Below are 20,365 nucleotides of genomic sequence, written 5' to 3'. Positions count from 1 at the left end.
AAAAGACAGCCAGAGCTGCCTGAGTAAGTCGATATTTTTGTTGTTTTGGATAGTTATTGTTATTCAGTCTTTAACCGACGTTTTTCAATCAGTTTCCCTGCCAGTAAACCCAGTTCAAACAGCAGCCACATCGGGACAGCCAGCATGATCATCGACAGGGCATCCGGAGGTGTGACGAACATTGCCACAAAGAAGCAACCCACAATAATAAAGCGCCGTTTCTCGATCAGAGTCTGTGTCGAAACTGCACCAATCAAGATCAGAACCAGGGTAATAATGGGAATCTCAAAAGTAAAACCAAAGACCAGAAACAGCTTTAAACAGAAGCTAAGATAACTGTTGATGTCGGTCATCGGGGCTACAGTTTCAGGCGAAACACTGATAAAAAAATGCAGAATCGAGGGCAATGCCACAAAGTAGGCAAAGCTGATGCCGGTATAAAAAAGTACGATACTGCCGATCAGAAGCGGCAAGGCCAGGCTCTTTTCCTTGGCATACAGCGCAGGCTTAATAAAGGTCCAGAGCTGATACAGGATGAACGGCATCGCGATCATCAGCGCGACAAAGAAGTTCAGTTTAAAAGGTGCCATGAAGGTTGCAGTGACATCTGTGGCAATCATGGTTGAGCTGGCAGGTAGCTGTGCCCGTAAGGGTTCAGACAACCACTGGTAAGTCTGATTGGCAAAGGGCAATAAGCAGAAAAACAGGCCAATCAGGACAGCAACCACTTTAAACAGATGCTTTCTTAAGATGATCAAATGCTGGGTAATCGGCATCTGTTCGAGGTTCAGTGCTGCAGCATCATTGGAGGCTGGTGTGGTCGGCAAGGATGTCATACGGCCACCTTCATTTCTGTATAGCGTTGTTCGGAAATCACGGTTTGAATTGCTGTAGGCTTGGGTAAATACACGGGTGATACAGGCTGTATCACCGGCTGATAGCTGAGCAAGGGCTGAACAGCTTGCGATTTTATTTTTACTTCATCGGTTGCCATCGGTTGCTGCAAATCTGTCATTTGTGCCTGCATCTTGGCTTCCAGTTCCTGAATCCGTTGCATTTCAGCCTGCATCTGTTCACGTAGCTCGGACAGGCGCAATTCACGATCAAGATCATTCTGAACATTGCTCACCATACGCTTGATCTTACCGTACCATGTTCCGACAAAACGGACTGCTTCCGGAAGCTTATCTGGCCCAAGAACCAAAAGCGCAATAATCCCGAAAATCAGCAGCTCGGTCATTCCAATATTGAGCATAGCGAACTCTTAACTTTTAACCGAATGTTCAGGCGTTTTGACCTGGGCATCAATGGTGCGTGGCTCTGCAAGCTTGGCCTGTTCAGCCTCTTCATCCTTTACTGATTTTTTAAAGTCTTTAATCGCGCCGCCGACGTCTTTACCCAAATTTTTAAGTTTCGATGTACCGAACAATAAAATCACCACAATTGCGAAAATCAGCACATGCCAAATTGATAATCCTGCCATTATTTTATCCTCTATATTTCATGCACCTATCTCAGCAGGCTTGTATGACAGCGCGGTGACGCTTTGATGACAGTTTGCCGACACGGCAGCAGGGGAATGAATCACTCATATAAAAAAATTCATAATTCAATGAAAAGTAGGCTGTGCTAGCATACAGCCTGATATGGAAATCTCAGCAGCATTGTCATGGCCTTGATTCTTCCCCTCCTGTCTTTTCTGATTGGTTATTGGGGTGTGCAATATTTAAAACCGATTCGACCTCTCTTGGCGTCTTTATTGGCCCGAGTACTGATTCCTGTACTGATTATCTACAACATGGTGTTTTATCAAGAGGGCAGTTTGTGGCTGATTGCCTTTAGTTTTTTCTGTTCCTGTCTGTTTTTTGCCCTATTTTATTTCACCTTGAAAAATAAACTGCGTGCCTTATGCCTGAGTTATTTAAATGGGGCATGGCTGGGGATTCCTTTTGCACTGGCAGTTTTTGGCCCGCAAGCGACCAGTACCGTGGTGGCGCTGTACATCGGTGGTTCCTTGTTTGGCAATGTCTGTGCGGTGATGGCAGTCAGTGAAGCCAGCCAAGATAGTGGCTATATTTTAAAAAATGTCCTGCTCTCACCGCCAGTGGTGGCATTGTCAGTAGCAGCACTATTATCATTTTGGGATTTGAGTCACTGGCAGCAAGTCGCTTGGGTGGAGATGCTGTATCAAGCCAATAAAGTGCTGGTCACTTTTAGTGGCATGTGTGTGCTGGGGATGTGGCTAAGTAATGTGCGGATCAGCCGCTTCGATTTAATGTGTAGTCTGCAACTGATTTTTTATAGAGGACTGTTTGCGGTTTTGCTGTGTGTTGTCGCCTATTATTATTTACCTATTCCGCAGCAGACGCTGACTTATGCTGTAATGGTGATGTTCTTTTTATTGCCTCCTGCAGCCAATATTGTAGCGCTGGAAACCCATTATCAGGGAACGGGCCATTCCGCCAAATATATTGCTTCGGGAACTTTGGCCAGTGCGATCTTGATTGCTCTATATGGGGTAATCATGCATGCGTTGATGCCAGGATTATAAAAACATAAAAAGGTCCTCTTGCCCTTAGGGCGAGAGTTAGAGAGGATGTAAAAGCTTTAGAAGAATGATTTTCCCTCTCCTTAAAGGAGATGAGAAACGCTGTTTCGCAAGGGGAGAGGTGTATTTTAAAAATCTCTCACCCCAGCCCTCTCCCAAAGGGAGAGGGCTGGGGTGAGAGGAGGAACTTACTTCTCCAAACTCTTCTTAAACAGCTGCATCGCCTGTCCACGATGACTGATTTTATTCTTTTCTTCCTTGCTCATTTCTGCACTGGAAATTCCGAGTTCCGGTAACCAGAACAACGGGTCATAGCCAAAACCATTTTCACCACGCACAGCTTCCAGAATTTTCCCGTGCCAGATACCCTGAAAGACTTGTGGTAAGGGATCTTCGGCATGTTGGACCAGTGCCAGTACACAAACAAACATACCCTCGATCGCTTCACCTTCTTGGCGTAAGGGTTTGAGATTGGCCAGCAGTTTTTCATTATTGGCGGCATCATTGCCATGTTCACCGGCATAACGTGCTGAGTAGATCCCAGGAGCGCCGCCAAGAACTGGCACACAAATGCCTGAGTCATCGGCAATCGCCGGTTTACCTGAGATTTTAGCCGCGTGGCGTGCCTTGATAATGGCATTTTCAACAAAGCTTAAGCCATCTTCGATGGCATCTTCGATATTCAGTTGACCTTGAGGAATCACATCTACCGGCAGTTGCAGTTCCGCAAACATTTTCTCAAACTCGGCAATTTTACCTTTGTTATTACTTGCCAATACCAGTGTGCCTTGGGATAACCAATCTGTAGAAGCCATGTGTCACTCATTCTCTAAATATCAATCGTGCTATTTTAACTGCCATTGCGGGTTTGTAGGCAATAAAAAAGCACCCGAAGGTGCTATTTATACCATTCAGCTTATTGTGCCTGAATCCATCTGTCGGCACGGTCACGCGCCTGACGGATCTGCTCTTGGGTCAGGTTGGCCGCTAAGGCAGTTTTTCTGCCTTCCGATAGCGTAATTACCTTATTGTCGAGCATGCCATCACGGGTAGACAGTTCATACCACTGGTACGCGCCCATGTAGTTTTTCTTTTTCTCTTCCATCATTGCCAGGTTAAAGCTGGCACGGTTATCGCCACGGCTGGCCGCTTTTTCAAAATACTGACGCGCCAGCGCTTCATCTTTTCTGGTGCCAATACCATCTGCCAGCATACGGCCGACATTCAGCTGGGCAACTGCCAGACCTTGATCCGCAGCAGCTTTATACCAGGCAAAGGCCTGTCGTTCATCTTTTTGAATGTCTTTACCATACTGGTATTTGGTGGCCAGATAAAACTGTGCGCCGGCCTGACCAGCTTTCGCTGCTTTGGTCAGACTGTTGATATCCATGATGGAATACTGAGCCGCTTGACTGGCAACAGATGGACTCGGTGCAACATAATCTGCATGGGCTTGCATGCCAAAAAGTCCCGCCAGTAGCGTCGTACTTAATAATAATTTTTTCATAGCGCGCTCACTCGATAAATTGCGACTTCACCAAATAGATTAGGGAGATGCTTGCTCAGCAAACTATCTTCTTGATTCCCGTTCACAGCGAGTCGATTAATAATTTTGATATTATTTTCCGCACAAAGTGCTTCAAAATCACGAAATGTACATAAGTGGATATTCGGGGTGTTATACCACATATACGGCAAGGCTTCAGAAACCGGCATTCTCCCTTTGATTGCCAAGAAAGACCGGGTCTTCCAATGTGCAAAGTTCGGAAAGGTAATAATGGCCTGTTTCCCCACACGCACCATATCACGCAATAATACGTCAGGTGCATCTACAGCCTGCAAAGCTTGTGCCATGACCACATTGTCAAAAGACTGGTCAGCAAAGCGGCTTAAGCCGAGGTTTAAGTCTTGCTGGATGATATTTAACCCGCGACTGACTGCAATTGCAATCTTTTCCTGATCAATTTCTAATCCGTATGCACGAATATCGTGCTTTTTACTCATTTGTGCCAGCAGTTCACCATCGCCACAACCGAGGTCGAGTACGCTAGAACCGGGCTTGATCCACTTTTCAGCGAGTTGTTGATCGATACGCATTATACGGCCTCCTTTGGTGTTGCTTTCAGGTGTTCTTCACCACCCAGGAATGCACGCAAAGATTTTACATAGAGCGGAATAGGGAACAGGAAAGAGTCATGACCCTGTTCGGCATCAATATCCAGATAGCTCACAGGTTTATGGTTGCTAATTAGCGCATCCACGATTTCCTGCGAGCGGGCAGGAGTAAAACGCCAGTCAGTCGTGAATGACACCACCAGGAATTTGCACTGGGTATTGGCCATGGCTTTTTTGAGCGACTGTTCATATTCACGCGACGGATCAAAGTAATCCAGTGCCTTGGTCATGATCAGATAGGTATTGGCATCGAAGTTACGGCTGAACTGCTCACCCTGATAACGCAGATAGCTTTCGACCTGGAATTCGACATCGAAACCATACATAAATTTGCCTGATTTCAAATCGCGGCCAAATTTCTGTTTCATGGCTTCTTCGGACAGGTAAGTAATATGACCGACCATACGCGCCAGAATCAGACCACGTTTTGGATAGCTGTCATTTTCCAGATAACGACCATTATGGAAATCCGGGTCTGACAAAATCGACTGACGTGCCACTTCGTTAAAGGCAATATTCTGTGCAGAAAGCTTTGGAGCGCTGGCAATAATCACGCATTTTCTTAAACGGTTTGGATAATCCACTGACCATTGCAATGCCTGCATACCACCCAGTGAACCGCCAATGATGGCATCCCAGGTATCAATCCCTAAACGATCAGAGAGCAGGGCCTGGGTTTTGACCCAGTCGCGGACCGTAACCAGTGGAAAATCAGGGCCATAAGGACGGTTATCATTTTCAGGGTTTGGCGAGATCGGGCCGGTAGAACCGCTACAGCCACCAATATTATTCAGTGAAACCACAAAGAATTTTGAAGTATCAATGGCTTTGCCGGGGCCAATACATGAATCCCACCAGCCGGCTTTTTTATCATCTGCATGATGATAGCCTGCGGCATGGTGATGACCGGAAAGGGCATGACAAATCAGAATGGCATTGGACTTATCGGCATTGAGTTCGCCATAAGTTTCAACCATCAGTTCAAAACGTGGGAGGATGCGACCGCATTCAAGCTCTAACGGCTCTTCAAATTGGAACTTTTGTGGGACAACAATGCCCACTGAGTCAGCTGGAAAAGACACGGGGAGGATTCGCCTTAAATCTTTAGTATGAATAATAAAAGGATACCATTTGCCGGTATCCTTCTAAAGTCATTTTAGTGCTATGAATTATCGCAAATTCTAATACAGCCGTTTAGACCGCAGCAGCAATCACCTGATCAGTGCTTAACACACCCTGATCAATCAGGCGGTTGGTCGAGGCAATAATTGCTTCGATAGAAGAGGTCACGATGTTGTCATGTACTCCTGCACCAAAGGCAGATTTACCGGTACCTTTCACCTGAAGTTCGATCAAGGCCAAGGCTTTGGCATGGGCGCCAGAACTGATGCTGCGCTCTTCATAGTTTACGACATCAATCGGCAACTGAAGTGCATCCAAAATCGCAGAAATTGGGCCATTGCCTTCACCGCGGATACGACGGGACTGACCGTCAATTTCAAGGTCAAGCTCAATCACCTGATTGCCGTTATCATCTGACAATTTGTAGTTTTTCGCAGAATAGTGAACGTTTTTAGCATCCACATAGGTTTCCTTGAACAACTTCCAGATTTCGGTCGCGCTGATTTCAGTGCCTTGTTCATCGGTACGCTTTTGTACGATCTGAGAGAATTCAATCTGTAAACGACGCGGCAAGATCACGTTGTAGTTCGATTCTAACAAGTAGGCAATACCACCTTTACCTGACTGTGAATTCACACGGATTACGGCGTCATAGTCACGTCCCAAATCTTTCGGGTCGATTGGCAAGTACGGCATATCCCAGATTTCTTCGTTTTTCTGGAACTCAAAACCTTTTTTGATCGCATCCTGATGCGAACCCGAGAATGCAGTGAAGACCAAATCGCCGGCATATGGATGACGCGGGTGCACAGGTAAACCAGTACATTCTTCCACAGTCGCAATGATTTCATTGATGTTGGAGAAGTCTAAGTTTGGTGCTACACCTTGAGTGTACATGTTCAAGGCAATCGCAGCCACGTCGACGTTACCGGTACGTTCGCCATTACCAAATACACAACCTTCGACCCGGTCAGCACCAGCCATAATTGCCAATTCAGAAGCAGCAATGCCACAGCCACGGTCATTATGACAGTGAACTGAAATGATCACGCCGTCACGACGCTGAATGTTACGGTGCATCCATTCGATTTGATCGGCATAGATGTGTGGTCCTGAAACTTCTACGGTTGCTGGCAAGTTCAAAATGACTTTATTGGTCGGTGATGCTTCCCAGATTTCAGTGACGGCATCGCAGACATCTTTTGCAACTTCTAATTCGGTTGCAGTAAAACATTCCGGGCTGTACTGAAATACAAATTCAGTTTCCGGCTGTTTTGCGGCATATTCTTTTACTTTCTGTGCAGCATTGATCGCTAACTGTTTTGCACCTTCTACATCAACATTCAAGACTTTATTGCGGAATGTCGGCGAGTTAGAATTATAGATATGTACAATGGCACGTTTTGCGCCTTGTAAAGATTCAAAGGTACGTTGAATCAAATGATCACGTGCCTGCACCAACACCTCGATATAGACGTCATCCGGGATATGACCTTCTTCAATCAATTTACGGGTGAAATCGAAGTCAATTTGCGATGCTGACGGGAAGCCGATTTCAATATGCTTGAAACCGATTTTGACCAACATCTGGAACATCTTGAATTTTTGCTCCATGTTCATTGGCTCAAAGATCGCTTGGTTACCGTCACGCAGGTCGGTACTCATCCAGATTGGCGCTTTATTGATTTCGTTGTTCGGCCATTGACGGTCTGGTAAGTCCACACGTTGATACATGCGACGGTATTTTTTACTTGGATCAGCCAACATCATGAGAGAGCTCCTTATGCTAACTTGGGTACCGTAATCTTGGTTAAAGCGGTGCGTGGGTCAGCGGCATAGATTTTGTCTATTCATTGGGTTTTAGTGACAGTCTGGTTCAAACCTGAAATATGGTCTAAATATTGGTGGTTTAGCTTCACCAAATGCACTAAATGCCTTACTTATAATTTAAAGTTTAATCCACTTATCCCGAAAAATTTTTGCTATTTTTATGGATTTTAGTCGTATGGTAATAAAGATTTTCTTATAAAGTTTAAGTGATGGAAAATATTTTCAATTATTTTTAATATTGTATTTTATATTTTCTTGATTTTAACATAATGCGTTATTTATTACGTTCAATAGTGCCATAACGCAGTATATTTTAATAAAAAATAAATCCAATGATTTTCAAAGATCATTGAAGTCAGGGCATCTTTTAAAGTTCAGCCCATTTACGCATTAAATTATGATACAGATTGGTCAGTTTCATAACTTCTGCATGCTGATCACCCAGCTGCATTCTCAGGTTTTGAATACTCTGATCCAGATTAAACAGCATATGCCGTTCTGCATCATCCCGGATCATGCTTTGTACCCAAAAAAATGAAGCAATTCGGCAACCGGAAGTGATTGGCGTGACTTCATGTAGGCTGGTCGACGGATACAGAATCATATCGCCGGCAGGCAATTTTACTTCGTGATAACCGTAAGTGTCTTCGACCACCAGTTCACCACCGACATATTCTTCCGGCTCACTCAAGAAAACCGTACAGGATAAATCCGTTCTGAGACGTTCATTGCTGCCGCGAATACGACGAATCGAATTGTCGACATGAAAGCCGAAAGATTCATTATTTTCATAGCGGTTAAACAGGGGAGGAATAATATCCAGTGGAATCGCCGCTGATAAAAATAAAGCATGCTGTCCCAGAGACTCAAGAATGATTGTGCTTAAATGCTGGGTCAGGGAATGATCTTCAGGCAGTTGCTGATTCTGTTTCACCGTTGCAGAGAGTGTACCCGCGGTAACTTTGCCGTTGACCCACTCAATCTTATTCATCTCCTCACGGAAATATTGCACCTGTTCTTTGCTCAGTACATTTGGAATATGATGCAGCACGAGAAACCCCTGAATAATCGTATTTTAAAAATAACATAGCCCCCATCAGGAGGCTATGCGGTTATATTGAATTAATATTTAAAGTTGACTGCCAGCACTGCACTACGGCCTTCTGCTTCAGTGGCATAGTGAGAGGCATAAGCTTTGGTGAAGTAACGTTCATCAGACAGGTTATTGACGTTTAATTGCAAATCAACATTTTCATTCACGTTATAACGCGCCATAGCATCATAACGGACATAACCTGGAACCCACTTGGTATTGGCTGCATCACCATAAACTTTATCCATTGCAACAGCACCTGCACCTAAAGTTAAAGCAGGTGTTACAGCATAGGTAGTCCACAGGGTTGCAGAATTTTTAGGTACATTCTGCATTTGCTTACCTTTGGCAGGGTTGTCAGGTGTACATACCCCTTGACGGTTACAGGATGGGCCCGGGTTCACAGTTTCACTGTCGAGATAAGTATAACCAGCAGATACAGCCCATTTATCTGTAATTTGGCCATTTACGCCCAGCTCAAGACCGTCTACTTGGGTTTCGCCGCCATTGGTATATGTAGCAGCATCCAGTTGAATCCGTGTATTTTGTTTTTCAGTACGGAACACGGCAGCGGTTAAACTCAGTCTTTCATTTAACACATCCCACTTTGTGCCGATTTCAAAGGTACGGCTCTCTTCAGGATCTAAGTCCATATAGGCTTGGCCAATTGCTTCTGAACCATCCCCGCCATCTACACCGACCGGATTGGCAGAAGTCGCATAACTTGCATAGATAGAACCATTTTCAACAGGTTTAAAGATTAATCCAGCCTGATAGGTCAGGAAGTCGGTATTATTTTCAATAGAGTCGCCAGTCGCATTTGTGGTTTGCTTGGTATCAAATTTATCCCAACGTAAACCCAAATCTAATAACCATTGCGGGCTAAACTCGATATTATCTAAGAGATAGACAGATGTAGTCTCGGTCGTGGTTGTCGTGAGATTTTTGTTGGTTGCGGAAGAGCCCAACCATTGATTACGTGAGTCTGGATTAGTTAATGATGTACACCATGCATCGTTGATAGCACAGTCGCTGTTGAAACCACCTGTGGTGGTACCTGGATAGCCTGGATAACTTGTTAAGTAGTTACCTTTGTCAGATTTTTGATCTGAGTACTCTGCACCTATATTAAAGCTATGCTTGAATGCACCTGTATTAAACTTACCTGTCAAAGCAAGCTGGTCGGTAAAGATGTTGGTATCAGTAATACGTGAGTTTATACGACGCCAGACTTTATCATTTAGCACGTTACCTTTGGAGTCATCTGGCTGGGTCCATAAGTAGTCATTTTTGGCAGTGCTATATACCGCTGTATTACTCAGGGTCAGGTTATCCGTTAAATCGTGTTCCAGTTTAATGGTGCCGATCTGATTTTCCTGTTTCTGGAAATCACGACTTAATAAACCATAATAAATGCCCTGTTTTACATCAACAGGTTTACCGATGGTGGCTTTTTTTGCCGCATCATACTTATAAGGAACACCTGAATCCGGCGTGTCGTCCGATTTTAAGTAGTAATAACTGAGAGTCGCGCGAGTAGGGGTGTCCAGACCAAAGCTAATACTCGGTGCAATACCGGCACGTTTATATTCTGCACCGTCTTTCTGGCCGGCTTTTTCATTTTGATGCCCCATGACTGCCACACGTGCCGCAATACCATTACCAAAGTCTTTGTTACCATCTAAAGTAATACGTTGATAATTATCTGTGCCGCCAGCGACCGAACCTTCTAGAAAATCGCCTGCTTTAGCGACTTTAGAAATCATGTTAATGCTACCGCCAGTGGTGCCTGCACCGCCCATGGCAGAAGCAGAACCTTTGGTCACTTCAACTTGTTCTACCGCAAACATTTCACGGTTTTGTGAGGTGGCATTACGAACGCCGTCTACATACATCGAACTTTCAGAGTTATAACCACGAATAAATGGACGGTCACCATTCGGATTACCACCTTCACCTGCACCCAAGGTAATCCCCGGAACTGTACGCAGTGCATCAGCTAAAGTCGTCACTTGTGTATCGGCAATCAGCTGTTTTGAAATCACTGAAACTGACTTGGGGGTGTCGAGTAAAGGCGCAACAAATTTGCTATTCGCAGATTGATCTACTTTTAAGCTGGGTGCTTTTTCAGCTTTGACTTCTTGATGAATAGTCTCTAACTGGATCACCTGTTCTTCTGCCATCGCAGATGCAGCTACCATTGATAAAGATGAAACAATTGCAGAGGAAACGATTTTTTTACGTGTTTTAATGAAGGTCATGTTAAACCTAATAAATGAATGCTAAAAATGTATGCGAATAATAATGATTCTTGTTTTTATTTTTATCTTTTTATCATGGGAATTCATGATCTTTAAGAAAATATTAAATGAGTTTTTAAATGTAATGATATAACAATATCTACTTAAGTTTTTGATTTTAATAAATATTGAAAAATTAATCTGATTATTAAATTTTTATTGAGAATAATGATGTCTATAAAGGGACATAAATTAGGGATTTTTCGTGGAGTACTAACCTAGCGATAATAAAAAACCCTGCCAGGGCAGGGTTTTAAATAACTTTCACTTAAATATTAGAAGTCATATGAAACAGATAGCCAGTAGTTACGGTCTGGAATATAAGTACCCGCTAAACCACTCGTCGTTTTAGTATATAGGAAAGCATTTTCAACTTCGTTATCACTATTAATAAATGACTTATAGTCGCCAAAGTCTTTGTTCAATAAGTTATTCACACGACCTGAAACAGTAACTTGATTGTTGACTTTATAAGATGCACCTAAATTAAATAGCTCATAGGCTTTTAACTTATTGCCGACAGCATCAATTTCACGACTTACATTGACATCGCTTAAATCAGGATCTATGAAACGTACACGGTCAGATTTATATTCAGCTTCTAACCAGGTAGTGAACTTATCATTCACATACCAAGTTCCTGTGAAGTTCAAAGCGTGACGAGGTGTATTTTCAATAGGATTACCTTTATTTTCACCTTCGGTAATTTCAGACTCTAACCAAGTATAGTTTGCTTTTACATCAAAGCTTGGAGAAATTTCATATTTAGCACTAAGTTCCACACCGTAGCTTTCAGCTTCGCCTGCATTGCCTTTAAAGCTAAAGTTTTGCTGATTATCAAAACTGCCTACAGTCATGCAGTTGTTTGCAGGTGCTTGTCCTGTTGGGCGACCTGCCCATAAACAGTTTTCAACGACGCGTGCATCACTGATAATAATATCTTTAAACTGAGTAAAGAACGCAGTGGTAGCTAAAGAGAAATTAGACAAGTTGTCGTAAACGAAACCAAGTTCATAGTTTGTGGTTTCTTCAGGCTTAAGATCTGGGTTGCCCAAAGTCACGTTTCGGCCTTGTGAGCTAAAACCATTGATTCCATTATGAAGGTCATTCGCTGTTGGAACTTTATAGCCAGTACTTATACCACCTTTTAAAATCAACTGATCATTGGTGTTCCAAACTAAATATGCGCGAGGTGTAAAGTGACCACCAAAAGCACTATGGTCTTCGTAGCGACCACCGAAAGTGAATGCAAGAGAATCCGTTAGATTCCATTCATCCTCAGCGAACACAGACCAAGAATCTTGTTTAAAAGCAACTCCATTACCTGCTGAGTTATCGATGGTTTCACCATCTTTATATTCAACACCAGCTGTAAGTTTATGGTTGCCAAGTGTTGAGATAATACGAGAATCAACGGTTAGGTCTTTATTTTCTAAAATACGATCTTGTGTACCATCTGAATAATAATTGTATTCAGGTACATTTCCTTTTGGAAGACGACGGCCTTCTTGTTCAGAAGAAACATAGCTTGCAAATGTTTTCCATTGACCTAAGTTAAGCTCAGCATCTACACCTGCAGAAATACGATCTCTTAAGAATTTGATCTCGTCTTTATATGAACCAATCCCTGATGGTAAACCTGTCGTACGGTTGAATTCGTAAAGTTCACCTAAACGGGCATCACTATTATCAAAACGTTGTTTAGCATGATCAAAGTCTACCCAAGTAGAGACGTTATCATTTATATTTAGCGTAAGTTTTGTACCCACAGCATAATTATTTGCTTCTACTGTACGTGGGTCACGACCTTGGCTACCTTCATCAATAGTTTTTGCGGGTGTAACAAGTCGATCTGATTGATCGCGGTGGAAAAACTCGCCACGTACTTGTATACCAAGTTTATCTTGAATCACTGGACCATTAACAACTGCACTGGTTTTCCAGTTATTACCAATATCAGAATTTTCTTGAATATTCTGTTCAACAGAAACGTTACCATTCCATTCTGATGCAACTTTCTTGGTAATAATGTTAATGATACCGCCCATGGCATCAGAACCATAGAGGGTAGACATAGGCCCACGAATGACTTCAATACGTTCAATAGAAGCTAATGGTGGCATAAAGCTTGTACTAAATTCACCAAAACCATTTGGACCAACTGAACCAGAAGTATTCTGACGCTGACCATCGATCAAAATAAGAGTGTAAGATTGATTCAGACCACGCATTTGGATATTTAAACCACCAGTTTTGCCTTGGCCATTTCGTACGTCGACACCTGGTACTTCACTGAGCGCATCTGCAATACTGGTAATACCTTTTTTCTTTAAGTCTTCTGCAGTTACTACACTAATAGAGGCAGGCGCATTTTTTATATCTTGTTCAAAACCTGCTGCTGAAACCACAATCGTAGACATTTGATGTGTTGTTGTAGGAGTCGTTGTCTCATTCACAGTCTCTGCAAAAGCAGATGTTGCTGTAACCCCAAGAATTGCCAATGTAAGTGGACGAAGACTAAAACTATGCATGACCAAATTCCCGAACCGAAGAATAAATTAGTATTGTTGCTCAAATAAGAAACTGGATATTAATGATAGTACTTATCATTTGCAATAAAAAATATACATTTTCTGCATTTAAGTGGGGTTGACTGAATATTTGAAAGGGTAGCAATTCGAATAAAAAAGACTTAAAAACTGGAACTCGCGCGTATTTTTTGTATATCCTTAAATGTTGTCATATAATGTGGCACATTTTTATAAACCTGTTATTACCAAATATATAGAGGAAGCCATGCAAGTAACTTCTGAAGCGGTTTCGGGCGTTGCCCGTCGTTTAAATGTTTCTGTACCGACGAGCCGTATTAATGAGCAATTTGAAGCTCGTTTAAAACGCACTGCTAAAACTGCGAAGATCAACGGCTTCCGTCCAGGTAAAGTGCCTGTAAACGTCGTTCGTCGTGAATACGGCGCTGGTATCTACCAAGAAGTTGTCAACGACATCATTCGTGATACAGTTTTCGAAGCGATCCAGCAAGAAAAAATCAATGCCGTAGGCATGCCGAACATTGAAAAAACTGAAATGAAAGACGACGCTTTAGTTTATGAAGCGACTGTTGAAGTTTATCCAGAAGTTGACGTGAAATTCGAAGGCTTGGAAGTTGAACGCAAAGCTTCAGAAGTGAATGACAAAGATGTTGAAAAGATGATTGAAAATCTTCAAAAACAACGCGCTTCTTGGGCTGAAACAAAAGGCATGGCTAAAAAAGACATGCAAGTAACTTTTGATTTTGAAGGTTCAATCGACGGCGAAAAATTTGAAGGCGGTTCTGCAGAAGACTTCAAACTAGTACTTGGTTCTGGTCGTATGATCCCTGGCTTCGAAGACGGTATCGTTGGTATGAAGAAAGGCGAAGAGAAAGTGATTGATGTAACTTTCCCTGAAGACTACCAAGCTGAAAACCTTGCTGGTAAACAAGCTCAATTCAAAATCACTGTGAAGCTTGTTGAAAAACAAAAACTTCCAGAAATCGATGCTGAATTCCTGAAAATCTTCGGTGTATCTGAAGAAGAAGGCATTGAGAAGTTAAAAGCTGACGTTCGTAAAAACATGGAACGTGAAGTGAAGAACGGCCTTCGCAATCAGGTTAAAGGCGCGACTTTCGATGCACTTGTAGCTGCAAACGAAGTTGAACTTCCAGCTGCTATGCTTGCTCAAGAAATTGACCGTCAACGTCAACAAATGATCCAGCAGTTCACACAGCAGTTTGGTGCTCAAGGTGCGAAAGCATTTGATTCAAGCATGCTTCCAGACGAATTGTTCAAAGAACAAGCTGAAAAATCTGTAAAACTTGGCGTACTTGTAAGCCGTGTTTTAGCTGATGCGAAAATCGAAGTAGATGCTGCACGTGTTGAAGCGTACATCGAAGATATGGCTTCTTCTTACGAAGATCCAAACGAAGTGATCGAATACTTCAAAAACGATGCGCAACAGCGTGCTCAAATCGAAGCAGTTGTACTAGAAGACCAAGTTGTTGATTACATTTTGGCTTCTGCTAAAGTAACTGATGCGACTGTAAGCTATGAAGACTTATTGAAAGAGCAGCAAGCTCGTCAACAAGGCTAATTTAGCTTTCGATAAAAAAGGCGCTTAATGCGCCTTTTTTTCATATTGATGCCTGAAAAAAGCATTTCTGTTTTTCACAAAACTAATGCAAAAAATATAATGGATTTGTTGGCGAATTTTTTGCAATTTCAGTGATTATACCTCATATTGTGATTATGGGTTAGGTCACAAAAAATTTAGGAATAAATAAACGTATGTATGTTCCAACGATTGAAAACGCTTTAGTGCCAATGGTGGTAGAACAATCCTCTCGTGGTGAGCGTTCTTTTGATATTTATTCACGCCTTTTGCGTGAACGTGTAATTTTTATGACGGGCGAAGTTGAAGACAACATGGCGAACCTGATCGTTGCGCAAATGTTGTTTTTAGAGGCGGAAAATCCAGATAAAGATATTCATCTATATATCAATTCACCAGGCGGTTCGGTAACTGCGGGTATGGCGATTTATGACACCATGCAGTTTATCAAACCTGATGTCGTAACGTACTGCATGGGTCAGGCAGCATCAATGGGTGCGTTCCTGCTGAATGCCGGTACCAAGGGCAAGCGTTATTGCCTTGAAAATGCCCGTGTCATGATTCACCAGCCATTGGGTGGTTTCCGTGGTCAGGCTTCAGATATTGAAATTCATGCACGTGAAATCCTGTTTATTAAAGAGCGTTTAAACCGTTTAATGGCTGAACACAGCGGTCAGGATTACGAGAAAGTTGCACGTGATACAGACCGTGACAACTTTATGACTGCTCAGCAAGCGAAAGAATACGGTCTTGTGGACGAAGTTTTAACTAAACGTCCATAAGTTTTAAAGATTGAGATAGTGGAGTAAATATGTCCGAACATCCTCAAGGACAAAAGCATTGTTCATTTTGCGGTAAAACGCAGTCTGAAGTCGGGAAGCTGATTGCAGGCGAGGACGCATACATTTGTAATGAATGTGTGGACGTATGCTTAGATTTGGTTCAAACCAGTCAACAGGTGGAAACCAATGACTGGGCCAATCGTCCTTTGCCGAAACCGCATGAAATCCGTGCGGCCTTGGATCAATATGTGATTGGTCAGGACGTCGCGAAGAAAACCTTGTCAGTAGCGGTTTATAACCATTACAAGCGCTTGAAAGTGCAAAATAATGGCAAGAAAGCTGATGATTCAGTCGAACTTTCAAAAAGTAATATTATGTTGGTTGGTCCGACAGGATCGGGCAAAACCTTGCTTGCACAAACGCTGGCACGTCTTCTTGATGTTCCATTTGCCATGGCAGATGCAACGACACTGACCGAAGCCGGTTATGTGGGTGAAGATGTAGAAAATATCGTACAGAAGCTTTTACAAAAAGCAGATTACGATGTCGAAAAAGCGCAGAAGGGGATTATCTATATCGATGAGATCGACAAGATTACCCGCAAGTCTGAAAACCCATCCATCACGCGTGATGTATCGGGTGAAGGGGTTCAGCAAGCATTATTGAAAATGATTGAAGGCACGGTTGCATCAATTCCGCCACAAGGTGGACGTAAGCATCCGCAGCAGGAATTCATTCAGATTGATACCTCGAACATCCTGTTTATCTGTGGTGGTGCATTCTCAGGACTTGAGAAAATTGTGCAGCAGCGTCAGGAAAAAGGTGGTATCGGCTTTACTGCAGAAGTGCGTAAAAAAGATGAAACCAAGAAGCTTTCTGACTTGTTCCGTCAAGTTGAAGCAACTGATCTGGTAAAATTTGGTTTGATTCCAGAATTTATTGGTCGTTTGCCAGTCATTGCCACTTTGGATGAGTTGGATGAAGAAGCACTGATGCAGATTCTGACTGAGCCGAAGAACGCGTTAACCCGTCAGTATCAACATCTGTTTGATATGGAAGATGTGGATCTGGTTTTTGAAGAATCGGCATTACGCGCAGTGGCTAAGAAAGCAGTTGAGCGTAATACAGGCGCGCGTGGTTTACGTTCGATCCTGGAAAATTCATTGCTGGAAACCATGTATGACTTGCCAAGCCGTAGCGATGTCGGCACTGTCGTCATCAATGAAGCTGTGATTAAAGGTGAGGCAGAGCCGGAATACCGTGCCAAGCGTCAGCCACATGATCAGCAAGAGACAGCAACAAAAATAGATTTAAAGGTGGTAAATAGCAAATCTGCTTAATTGCTATTCGTCCGAAACGTGCGAAAACTCCGTGTTTTCGCACGTTTTTTATTTCCAAAAATAAAGCTCGGTGTTAATCTGATTCACTAGGCGTGGATGCCTAAAACTTATAAAAAACAAATCGCAAAGCACTTGCATACAAAAGAATAAAGACGCAGTGAGGGATAAGCATGCGTGGAGTCGCAATTGTACTCATCAGCAGTTTGGCATTGCTGGGGTGTCATGGTAAGAAAGCCGTCGTTGAGCCTACACAGCCACTCAGCACTTTAAAAAATATCGATCTTGAAAAAAAACCGGGCTTTGTCGAGCAGCATCGTATCGGTATGTTTACCATTGGCGGTTGGGTCAATCAAAAGCAGGGAAACCAGTTTCAGACGGTGAAACCACAGCATGATGAAGCCGCTATTGTATATTTATACCGGCCCGATTCTAGATGGAATCGTCAGGAAATTGTCGCTGCCAGCCTGTTTATCAATCAAGAACATATTCCAAGCTTATTGCACAACCATTATTACTGGATTGAAGTGCCTGCAGGGACCTATCGTTTGAGTACCAGTCGACCGCTAGGCGCGCTGCATTTCCAGAAACCTAAATATCTGGATTTTACTGTCGAAGCGGGACAGTCTTATTTTATTAAATATGATGAAGAGAATATCAGTACACGCCGGAGTGTTTCCGGGCCGCTCATGCTGATGCCGGAAAAAGTTGGCCTGAATGAAATTGCTTTTACTCAGCTAAAATCAGACAGTTTTAACTTCGTGGCACAAGATCAGGAAACAGGCCAGATTCGTAAAAAAGCCCAAAAAATTGAACCGACTGCTTATGATCCATCATTAGATGTACAGTTGGAAGCACCTTTTAAACTTTGGGATCCGCGGACTTGGTAATTGACATTTTATTGAGAAAATATAATAAAAAAGCACCCTGAATGGGTGCTTTTTTATACAGATTTAATTAGCCCGCAGCAGCGTCAACTACTGGAATCTTACCAATTTTTGCTTGCCAGATTTTAGGTGCAGTCGCGTGAATAGAAGTACCATTCACATCAACCGCTACAGATACCGGCATATCTTTTACCACAAACTTGTAAATTGCTTCCATACCCAGGTCAGCAAAGGCAACCACTTCAGCTTCGCGAATAGCTTTAGACACGAGGTAAGCAGCACCACCGACAGCCATCAGGTAAGTTGCCTGGTTGTCTTTAATGGCTTCAACGGCAGCAGGACCACGGTCTGCTTTACCGATCATGCCGAACATGCCAGTTGCTTCAAGAACTTGACGCGTAAATTTATCCATACGCGTAGCCGTTGTTGGGCCAGCAGGGCCTACAACTTCGTCGCCGACTGGATCAACAGGGCCAACGTAGTAGATAAACTTGCCTTTCAGATCAACAGGAAGTTCTTCACCGTTGTTCAGCATGTCGACCATACGTTTGTGTGCAGCATCACGACCTGTATAGATTGTACCGTTAAGAAGAAGTGTATCGCCTGGTTTCCAGCTATTCATTTCTTCTTGGGTAATCGTGTCAAGGTCAACACGTTTAGAAGATGAAGAATCCCAAGTCACAGCAGGGTAGTCTTCAAGTTTAGGTGCTTGAATATGTGCAACACCTGTACCATCTAACTGGAAGTGTGCATGACGAGTCGCAGCACAGTTCGGGATCATACCAACTGGTTTACCTGCAGCATGACATGGATAATCTTTGATTTTAATATCAAGTACAGTGGTTAAACCGCCAAGACCTTGTGCACCAATACCCAAAGCATTTACTTTTTCGAAGATTTCGATACGAAGCTCTTCCATTTTGCTTTGTGGACCACGACGAAGCAATTCGTCCATGTTGATCTCTTCCATCAATGCTTCTTTGGCAAGCATCATGGCTTTTTCAGCAGTACCACCGATCCCGATTCCCAGCATACCTGGTGGACACCAGCCTGCACCCATGGTTGGAACAGTTTTCAGTACCCAATCCACGATTGAATCAGATGGGTTTAACATTGCTAGTTTAGATTTGTTTTCTGAACCGCCACCTTTGGCTGCCACAGTGATATCTACTTTATTACCAGGCACAAGCTTGTGGTAAATCACGGCAGGAGTGTTGTCTTTGGTGTTCTTACGACCAAATGCAGGATCAGCCAGAACTGATGCGCGAAGCACGTTCGAGTTTTCTAAATAACCCTGACGTACGCCTTCATTGATTGCATCATCCAGGCTCATGGTTAAATCGAATTTAACGTCCATGCCCACTTCAACAAATACGTTGACGATACCGGTATCTTGACAGATTGGGCGGTGGCCTTCTGCACACATGCGTGAGTTAATTAAGATTTGTGCGATCGCATCTTTAGCAGCTTTGTTCTCTTCACGATCATACGCACGGCTCATCGCTTGGATAAAGTCCTGTGGGTGATAGTAAGAAATGAACTGAAGCGCATCTTTAACTGATGTGATCAAGTCATCTTGCTTGATAATAGTTGTCATACAAATATCTCTTGAGCGGGCTGATAGCTAGCGGGCTAAATTATAAGACAAAAGAATCGGGTTGTGGGCATTTTGGGCGAGCATTGGCCGAAAGTTTATAGTTTAAGCAATCTGAGCAAGGACTTTAGCTATTCCATGGGTCAAATATGACAGCAAGTTGTCATATTCAATGTCATATTTCAGATAAAAAATACGCATAATTTTGCTTATTCCGTATTAAGCGATTGAATTTTATTAATTATTTTAAATTTAATAAAAAACCAGATTGTCATATAACTGTCATAAAACTTTTACATAATGCAGTTATTGAAACGGGAGATCCTAACAATGGTTACAGGTATTTTGATGGCAGCTGGTTTTTGTGTATATATCGCTGCAACTTGGATGTACGGTCAGAAAGAAGAGCAAGCCTAAGCTTTATCTTCTTTTTTATTTTAAGACCTCAAAGAATTAACCTATCTTCAAATCTTCAAATCTTCAAATCTTCAAATCTTCAAATCTTCAAATCTTCAAATCTTCAAATCTTCAAATCTTCAAATCTTCAAATC

General features: G+C 42.8%; 17 protein-coding genes. 5 read left to right on the top strand and 12 right to left on the bottom strand.

Going from position 1 to position 20,365, the window contains the following annotated elements; all coding sequences use genetic code 11:
- Window positions 1-59: 59 nt before the first annotated feature.
- The 3 genes from tatC to tatA are packed head-to-tail and all read right to left on the bottom strand — an operon-like array spanning window position 60 to window position 1,483.
- The gene (gene tatC / locus NI465_RS07490; RefSeq protein ID WP_004729521.1) at window positions 60-836 is read right to left on the bottom strand and encodes a twin-arginine translocase subunit TatC; all 777 of its coding nucleotides are present in this window, start codon (window positions 834-836) and stop codon (window positions 60-62) included.
- Window positions 833-1,255, bottom strand: a complete 423-nt coding sequence (gene tatB, locus NI465_RS07485; protein WP_004729522.1) for a Sec-independent protein translocase protein TatB — start codon at window positions 1,253-1,255, stop codon at window positions 833-835. The genes tatC and tatB overlap by 4 nt, the downstream gene beginning before the upstream one ends.
- 9 nt (window positions 1,256-1,264) lie before the next feature.
- Window positions 1,265-1,483 carry a Sec-independent protein translocase subunit TatA gene (gene tatA / locus NI465_RS07480; RefSeq protein ID WP_004729524.1) on the bottom strand — a complete coding sequence of 73 codons (219 nt, stop codon included), beginning with the start codon at window positions 1,481-1,483 and terminating at the stop codon, window positions 1,265-1,267.
- A 186-nt stretch (window positions 1,484-1,669) separates the two neighbouring features.
- On the opposite strand from tatA, the gene NI465_RS07475 reads away from it, so the two are divergent.
- The gene (locus NI465_RS07475; RefSeq protein ID WP_004729526.1) at window positions 1,670-2,551 is read left to right on the top strand and encodes an AEC family transporter; all 882 of its coding nucleotides are present in this window, start codon (window positions 1,670-1,672) and stop codon (window positions 2,549-2,551) included.
- 185 nt (window positions 2,552-2,736) lie between these two features.
- Here the strand turns inward: NI465_RS07475 and rdgB are convergent, their stop codons facing one another.
- From rdgB to NI465_RS07435, 8 genes are all read right to left on the bottom strand, one after another.
- Entirely contained in the window at window positions 2,737-3,363 is a 627-nt protein-coding gene (rdgB, locus tag NI465_RS07470; protein ID WP_180087114.1) for an RdgB/HAM1 family non-canonical purine NTP pyrophosphatase, read from the bottom strand.
- A 101-nt stretch (window positions 3,364-3,464) separates the two neighbouring features.
- Window positions 3,465-4,055 (bottom strand): tetratricopeptide repeat protein, encoded by a 591-nt coding sequence (locus NI465_RS07465; RefSeq protein WP_004647420.1) that lies wholly within the window; start codon window positions 4,053-4,055, stop codon window positions 3,465-3,467.
- Window positions 4,052-4,645 (bottom strand): methionine biosynthesis protein MetW, encoded by a 594-nt coding sequence (gene metW, locus NI465_RS07460; RefSeq protein ID WP_004278415.1) that lies wholly within the window; start codon window positions 4,643-4,645, stop codon window positions 4,052-4,054. The genes NI465_RS07465 and metW overlap by 4 nt, the downstream gene beginning before the upstream one ends.
- Window positions 4,645-5,805 (bottom strand): homoserine O-succinyltransferase MetX, encoded by a 1,161-nt coding sequence (metX, locus tag NI465_RS07455; RefSeq protein WP_071852261.1) that lies wholly within the window; start codon window positions 5,803-5,805, stop codon window positions 4,645-4,647. Before metX ends, metW begins: the two co-directional genes overlap by 1 nt.
- 112 nt (window positions 5,806-5,917) lie before the next feature.
- Window positions 5,918-7,615, bottom strand: coding sequence for a 2-isopropylmalate synthase (gene leuA / locus NI465_RS07450; RefSeq protein ID WP_253144895.1), 1,698 nt, complete (start codon window positions 7,613-7,615; stop codon window positions 5,918-5,920).
- A gap of 427 nt (window positions 7,616-8,042) precedes the next feature.
- Entirely contained in the window at window positions 8,043-8,726 is a 684-nt protein-coding gene (locus tag NI465_RS07445; protein ID WP_253144893.1) for a Fe2+-dependent dioxygenase, read from the bottom strand.
- Between the two features lie 71 nt (window positions 8,727-8,797).
- Window positions 8,798-11,029: a TonB-dependent receptor gene (locus tag NI465_RS07440; RefSeq protein WP_253144892.1), complete on the bottom strand. Its 2,232-nt coding sequence runs from the start codon at window positions 11,027-11,029 to the stop codon at window positions 8,798-8,800.
- A 314-nt stretch (window positions 11,030-11,343) separates the two neighbouring features.
- Window positions 11,344-13,599, bottom strand: a complete 2,256-nt coding sequence (locus NI465_RS07435) for a TonB-dependent receptor domain-containing protein (RefSeq protein ID WP_253137578.1) — start codon at window positions 13,597-13,599, stop codon at window positions 11,344-11,346.
- A gap of 265 nt (window positions 13,600-13,864) precedes the next feature.
- Here NI465_RS07435 and tig point away from each other — a divergent pair, with 265 nt between their 5' ends.
- The 4 genes from tig (at window position 13,865) to NI465_RS07415 (ending at window position 18,223) form a co-directional block, all read left to right on the top strand.
- Complete coding sequence (gene tig, locus NI465_RS07430; protein WP_086044917.1) at window positions 13,865-15,196, top strand: trigger factor; 1,332 nt, start codon at window positions 13,865-13,867, stop codon at window positions 15,194-15,196.
- A 194-nt stretch (window positions 15,197-15,390) separates the two neighbouring features.
- On the top strand, window positions 15,391-15,996 hold the full coding sequence (gene clpP, locus NI465_RS07425) for an ATP-dependent Clp endopeptidase proteolytic subunit ClpP (RefSeq protein ID WP_004647427.1): 606 nt from the start codon (window positions 15,391-15,393) through the stop codon (window positions 15,994-15,996).
- A 29-nt stretch (window positions 15,997-16,025) separates the two neighbouring features.
- Complete coding sequence (clpX, locus tag NI465_RS07420) at window positions 16,026-17,336, top strand: ATP-dependent protease ATP-binding subunit ClpX (protein ID WP_180087109.1); 1,311 nt, start codon at window positions 16,026-16,028, stop codon at window positions 17,334-17,336.
- A gap of 170 nt (window positions 17,337-17,506) precedes the next feature.
- The gene (locus tag NI465_RS07415) at window positions 17,507-18,223 is read left to right on the top strand and encodes a DUF2846 domain-containing protein (protein WP_180087108.1); all 717 of its coding nucleotides are present in this window, start codon (window positions 17,507-17,509) and stop codon (window positions 18,221-18,223) included.
- A 67-nt stretch (window positions 18,224-18,290) separates the two neighbouring features.
- On the opposite strand, the gene NI465_RS07410 is transcribed toward NI465_RS07415, so the two are convergent.
- Entirely contained in the window at window positions 18,291-19,817 is a 1,527-nt protein-coding gene (locus tag NI465_RS07410) for a fumarate hydratase (protein ID WP_004278405.1), read from the bottom strand.
- Between the last annotated feature and the right edge of the window lie 548 nt (window positions 19,818-20,365).

It is taken from the genome of Acinetobacter lwoffii (assembly GCF_024129855.1).
GTDB classification, from domain to species: domain Bacteria; phylum Pseudomonadota; class Gammaproteobacteria; order Pseudomonadales; family Moraxellaceae; genus Acinetobacter; species Acinetobacter lwoffii_L.
This window is presented reverse-complemented; position numbering and strand designations above follow the sequence as displayed.

Excerpts from the sequence above, each read along its gene's own strand:
- NI465_RS07465 (WP_004647420.1), bottom strand. The coding sequence starts at position 4,055 with ATGAAAAAATTATTATTAAGTACGACGCTACTGGCGGGACTTTTTGGC.
- tatC (WP_004729521.1), bottom strand. The coding sequence starts at position 836 with ATGACATCCTTGCCGACCACACCAGCCTCCAATGATGCTGCAGCACTG.
- tatB (WP_004729522.1), bottom strand. The coding sequence starts at position 1,255 with ATGCTCAATATTGGAATGACCGAGCTGCTGATTTTCGGGATTATTGCG.
- clpP (WP_004647427.1), top strand. The coding sequence starts at position 15,391 with ATGTATGTTCCAACGATTGAAAACGCTTTAGTGCCAATGGTGGTAGAA.
- metW (WP_004278415.1), bottom strand. The coding sequence starts at position 4,645 with ATGCGTATCGATCAACAACTCGCTGAAAAGTGGATCAAGCCCGGTTCT.
- tatA (WP_004729524.1), bottom strand. The coding sequence starts at position 1,483 with ATGGCAGGATTATCAATTTGGCATGTGCTGATTTTCGCAATTGTGGTG.
- clpX (WP_180087109.1), top strand. The coding sequence starts at position 16,026 with ATGTCCGAACATCCTCAAGGACAAAAGCATTGTTCATTTTGCGGTAAA.
- NI465_RS07440 (WP_253144892.1), bottom strand. The coding sequence starts at position 11,029 with ATGACCTTCATTAAAACACGTAAAAAAATCGTTTCCTCTGCAATTGTT.
- rdgB (WP_180087114.1), bottom strand. The coding sequence starts at position 3,363 with ATGGCTTCTACAGATTGGTTATCCCAAGGCACACTGGTATTGGCAAGT.
- NI465_RS07475 (WP_004729526.1), top strand. The coding sequence starts at position 1,670 with ATGGCCTTGATTCTTCCCCTCCTGTCTTTTCTGATTGGTTATTGGGGT.
- NI465_RS07415 (WP_180087108.1), top strand. The coding sequence starts at position 17,507 with ATGCGTGGAGTCGCAATTGTACTCATCAGCAGTTTGGCATTGCTGGGG.
- leuA (WP_253144895.1), bottom strand. The coding sequence starts at position 7,615 with ATGATGTTGGCTGATCCAAGTAAAAAATACCGTCGCATGTATCAACGT.
- tig (WP_086044917.1), top strand. The coding sequence starts at position 13,865 with ATGCAAGTAACTTCTGAAGCGGTTTCGGGCGTTGCCCGTCGTTTAAAT.
- NI465_RS07435 (WP_253137578.1), bottom strand. The coding sequence starts at position 13,599 with ATGCATAGTTTTAGTCTTCGTCCACTTACATTGGCAATTCTTGGGGTT.
- NI465_RS07410 (WP_004278405.1), bottom strand. The coding sequence starts at position 19,817 with ATGACAACTATTATCAAGCAAGATGACTTGATCACATCAGTTAAAGAT.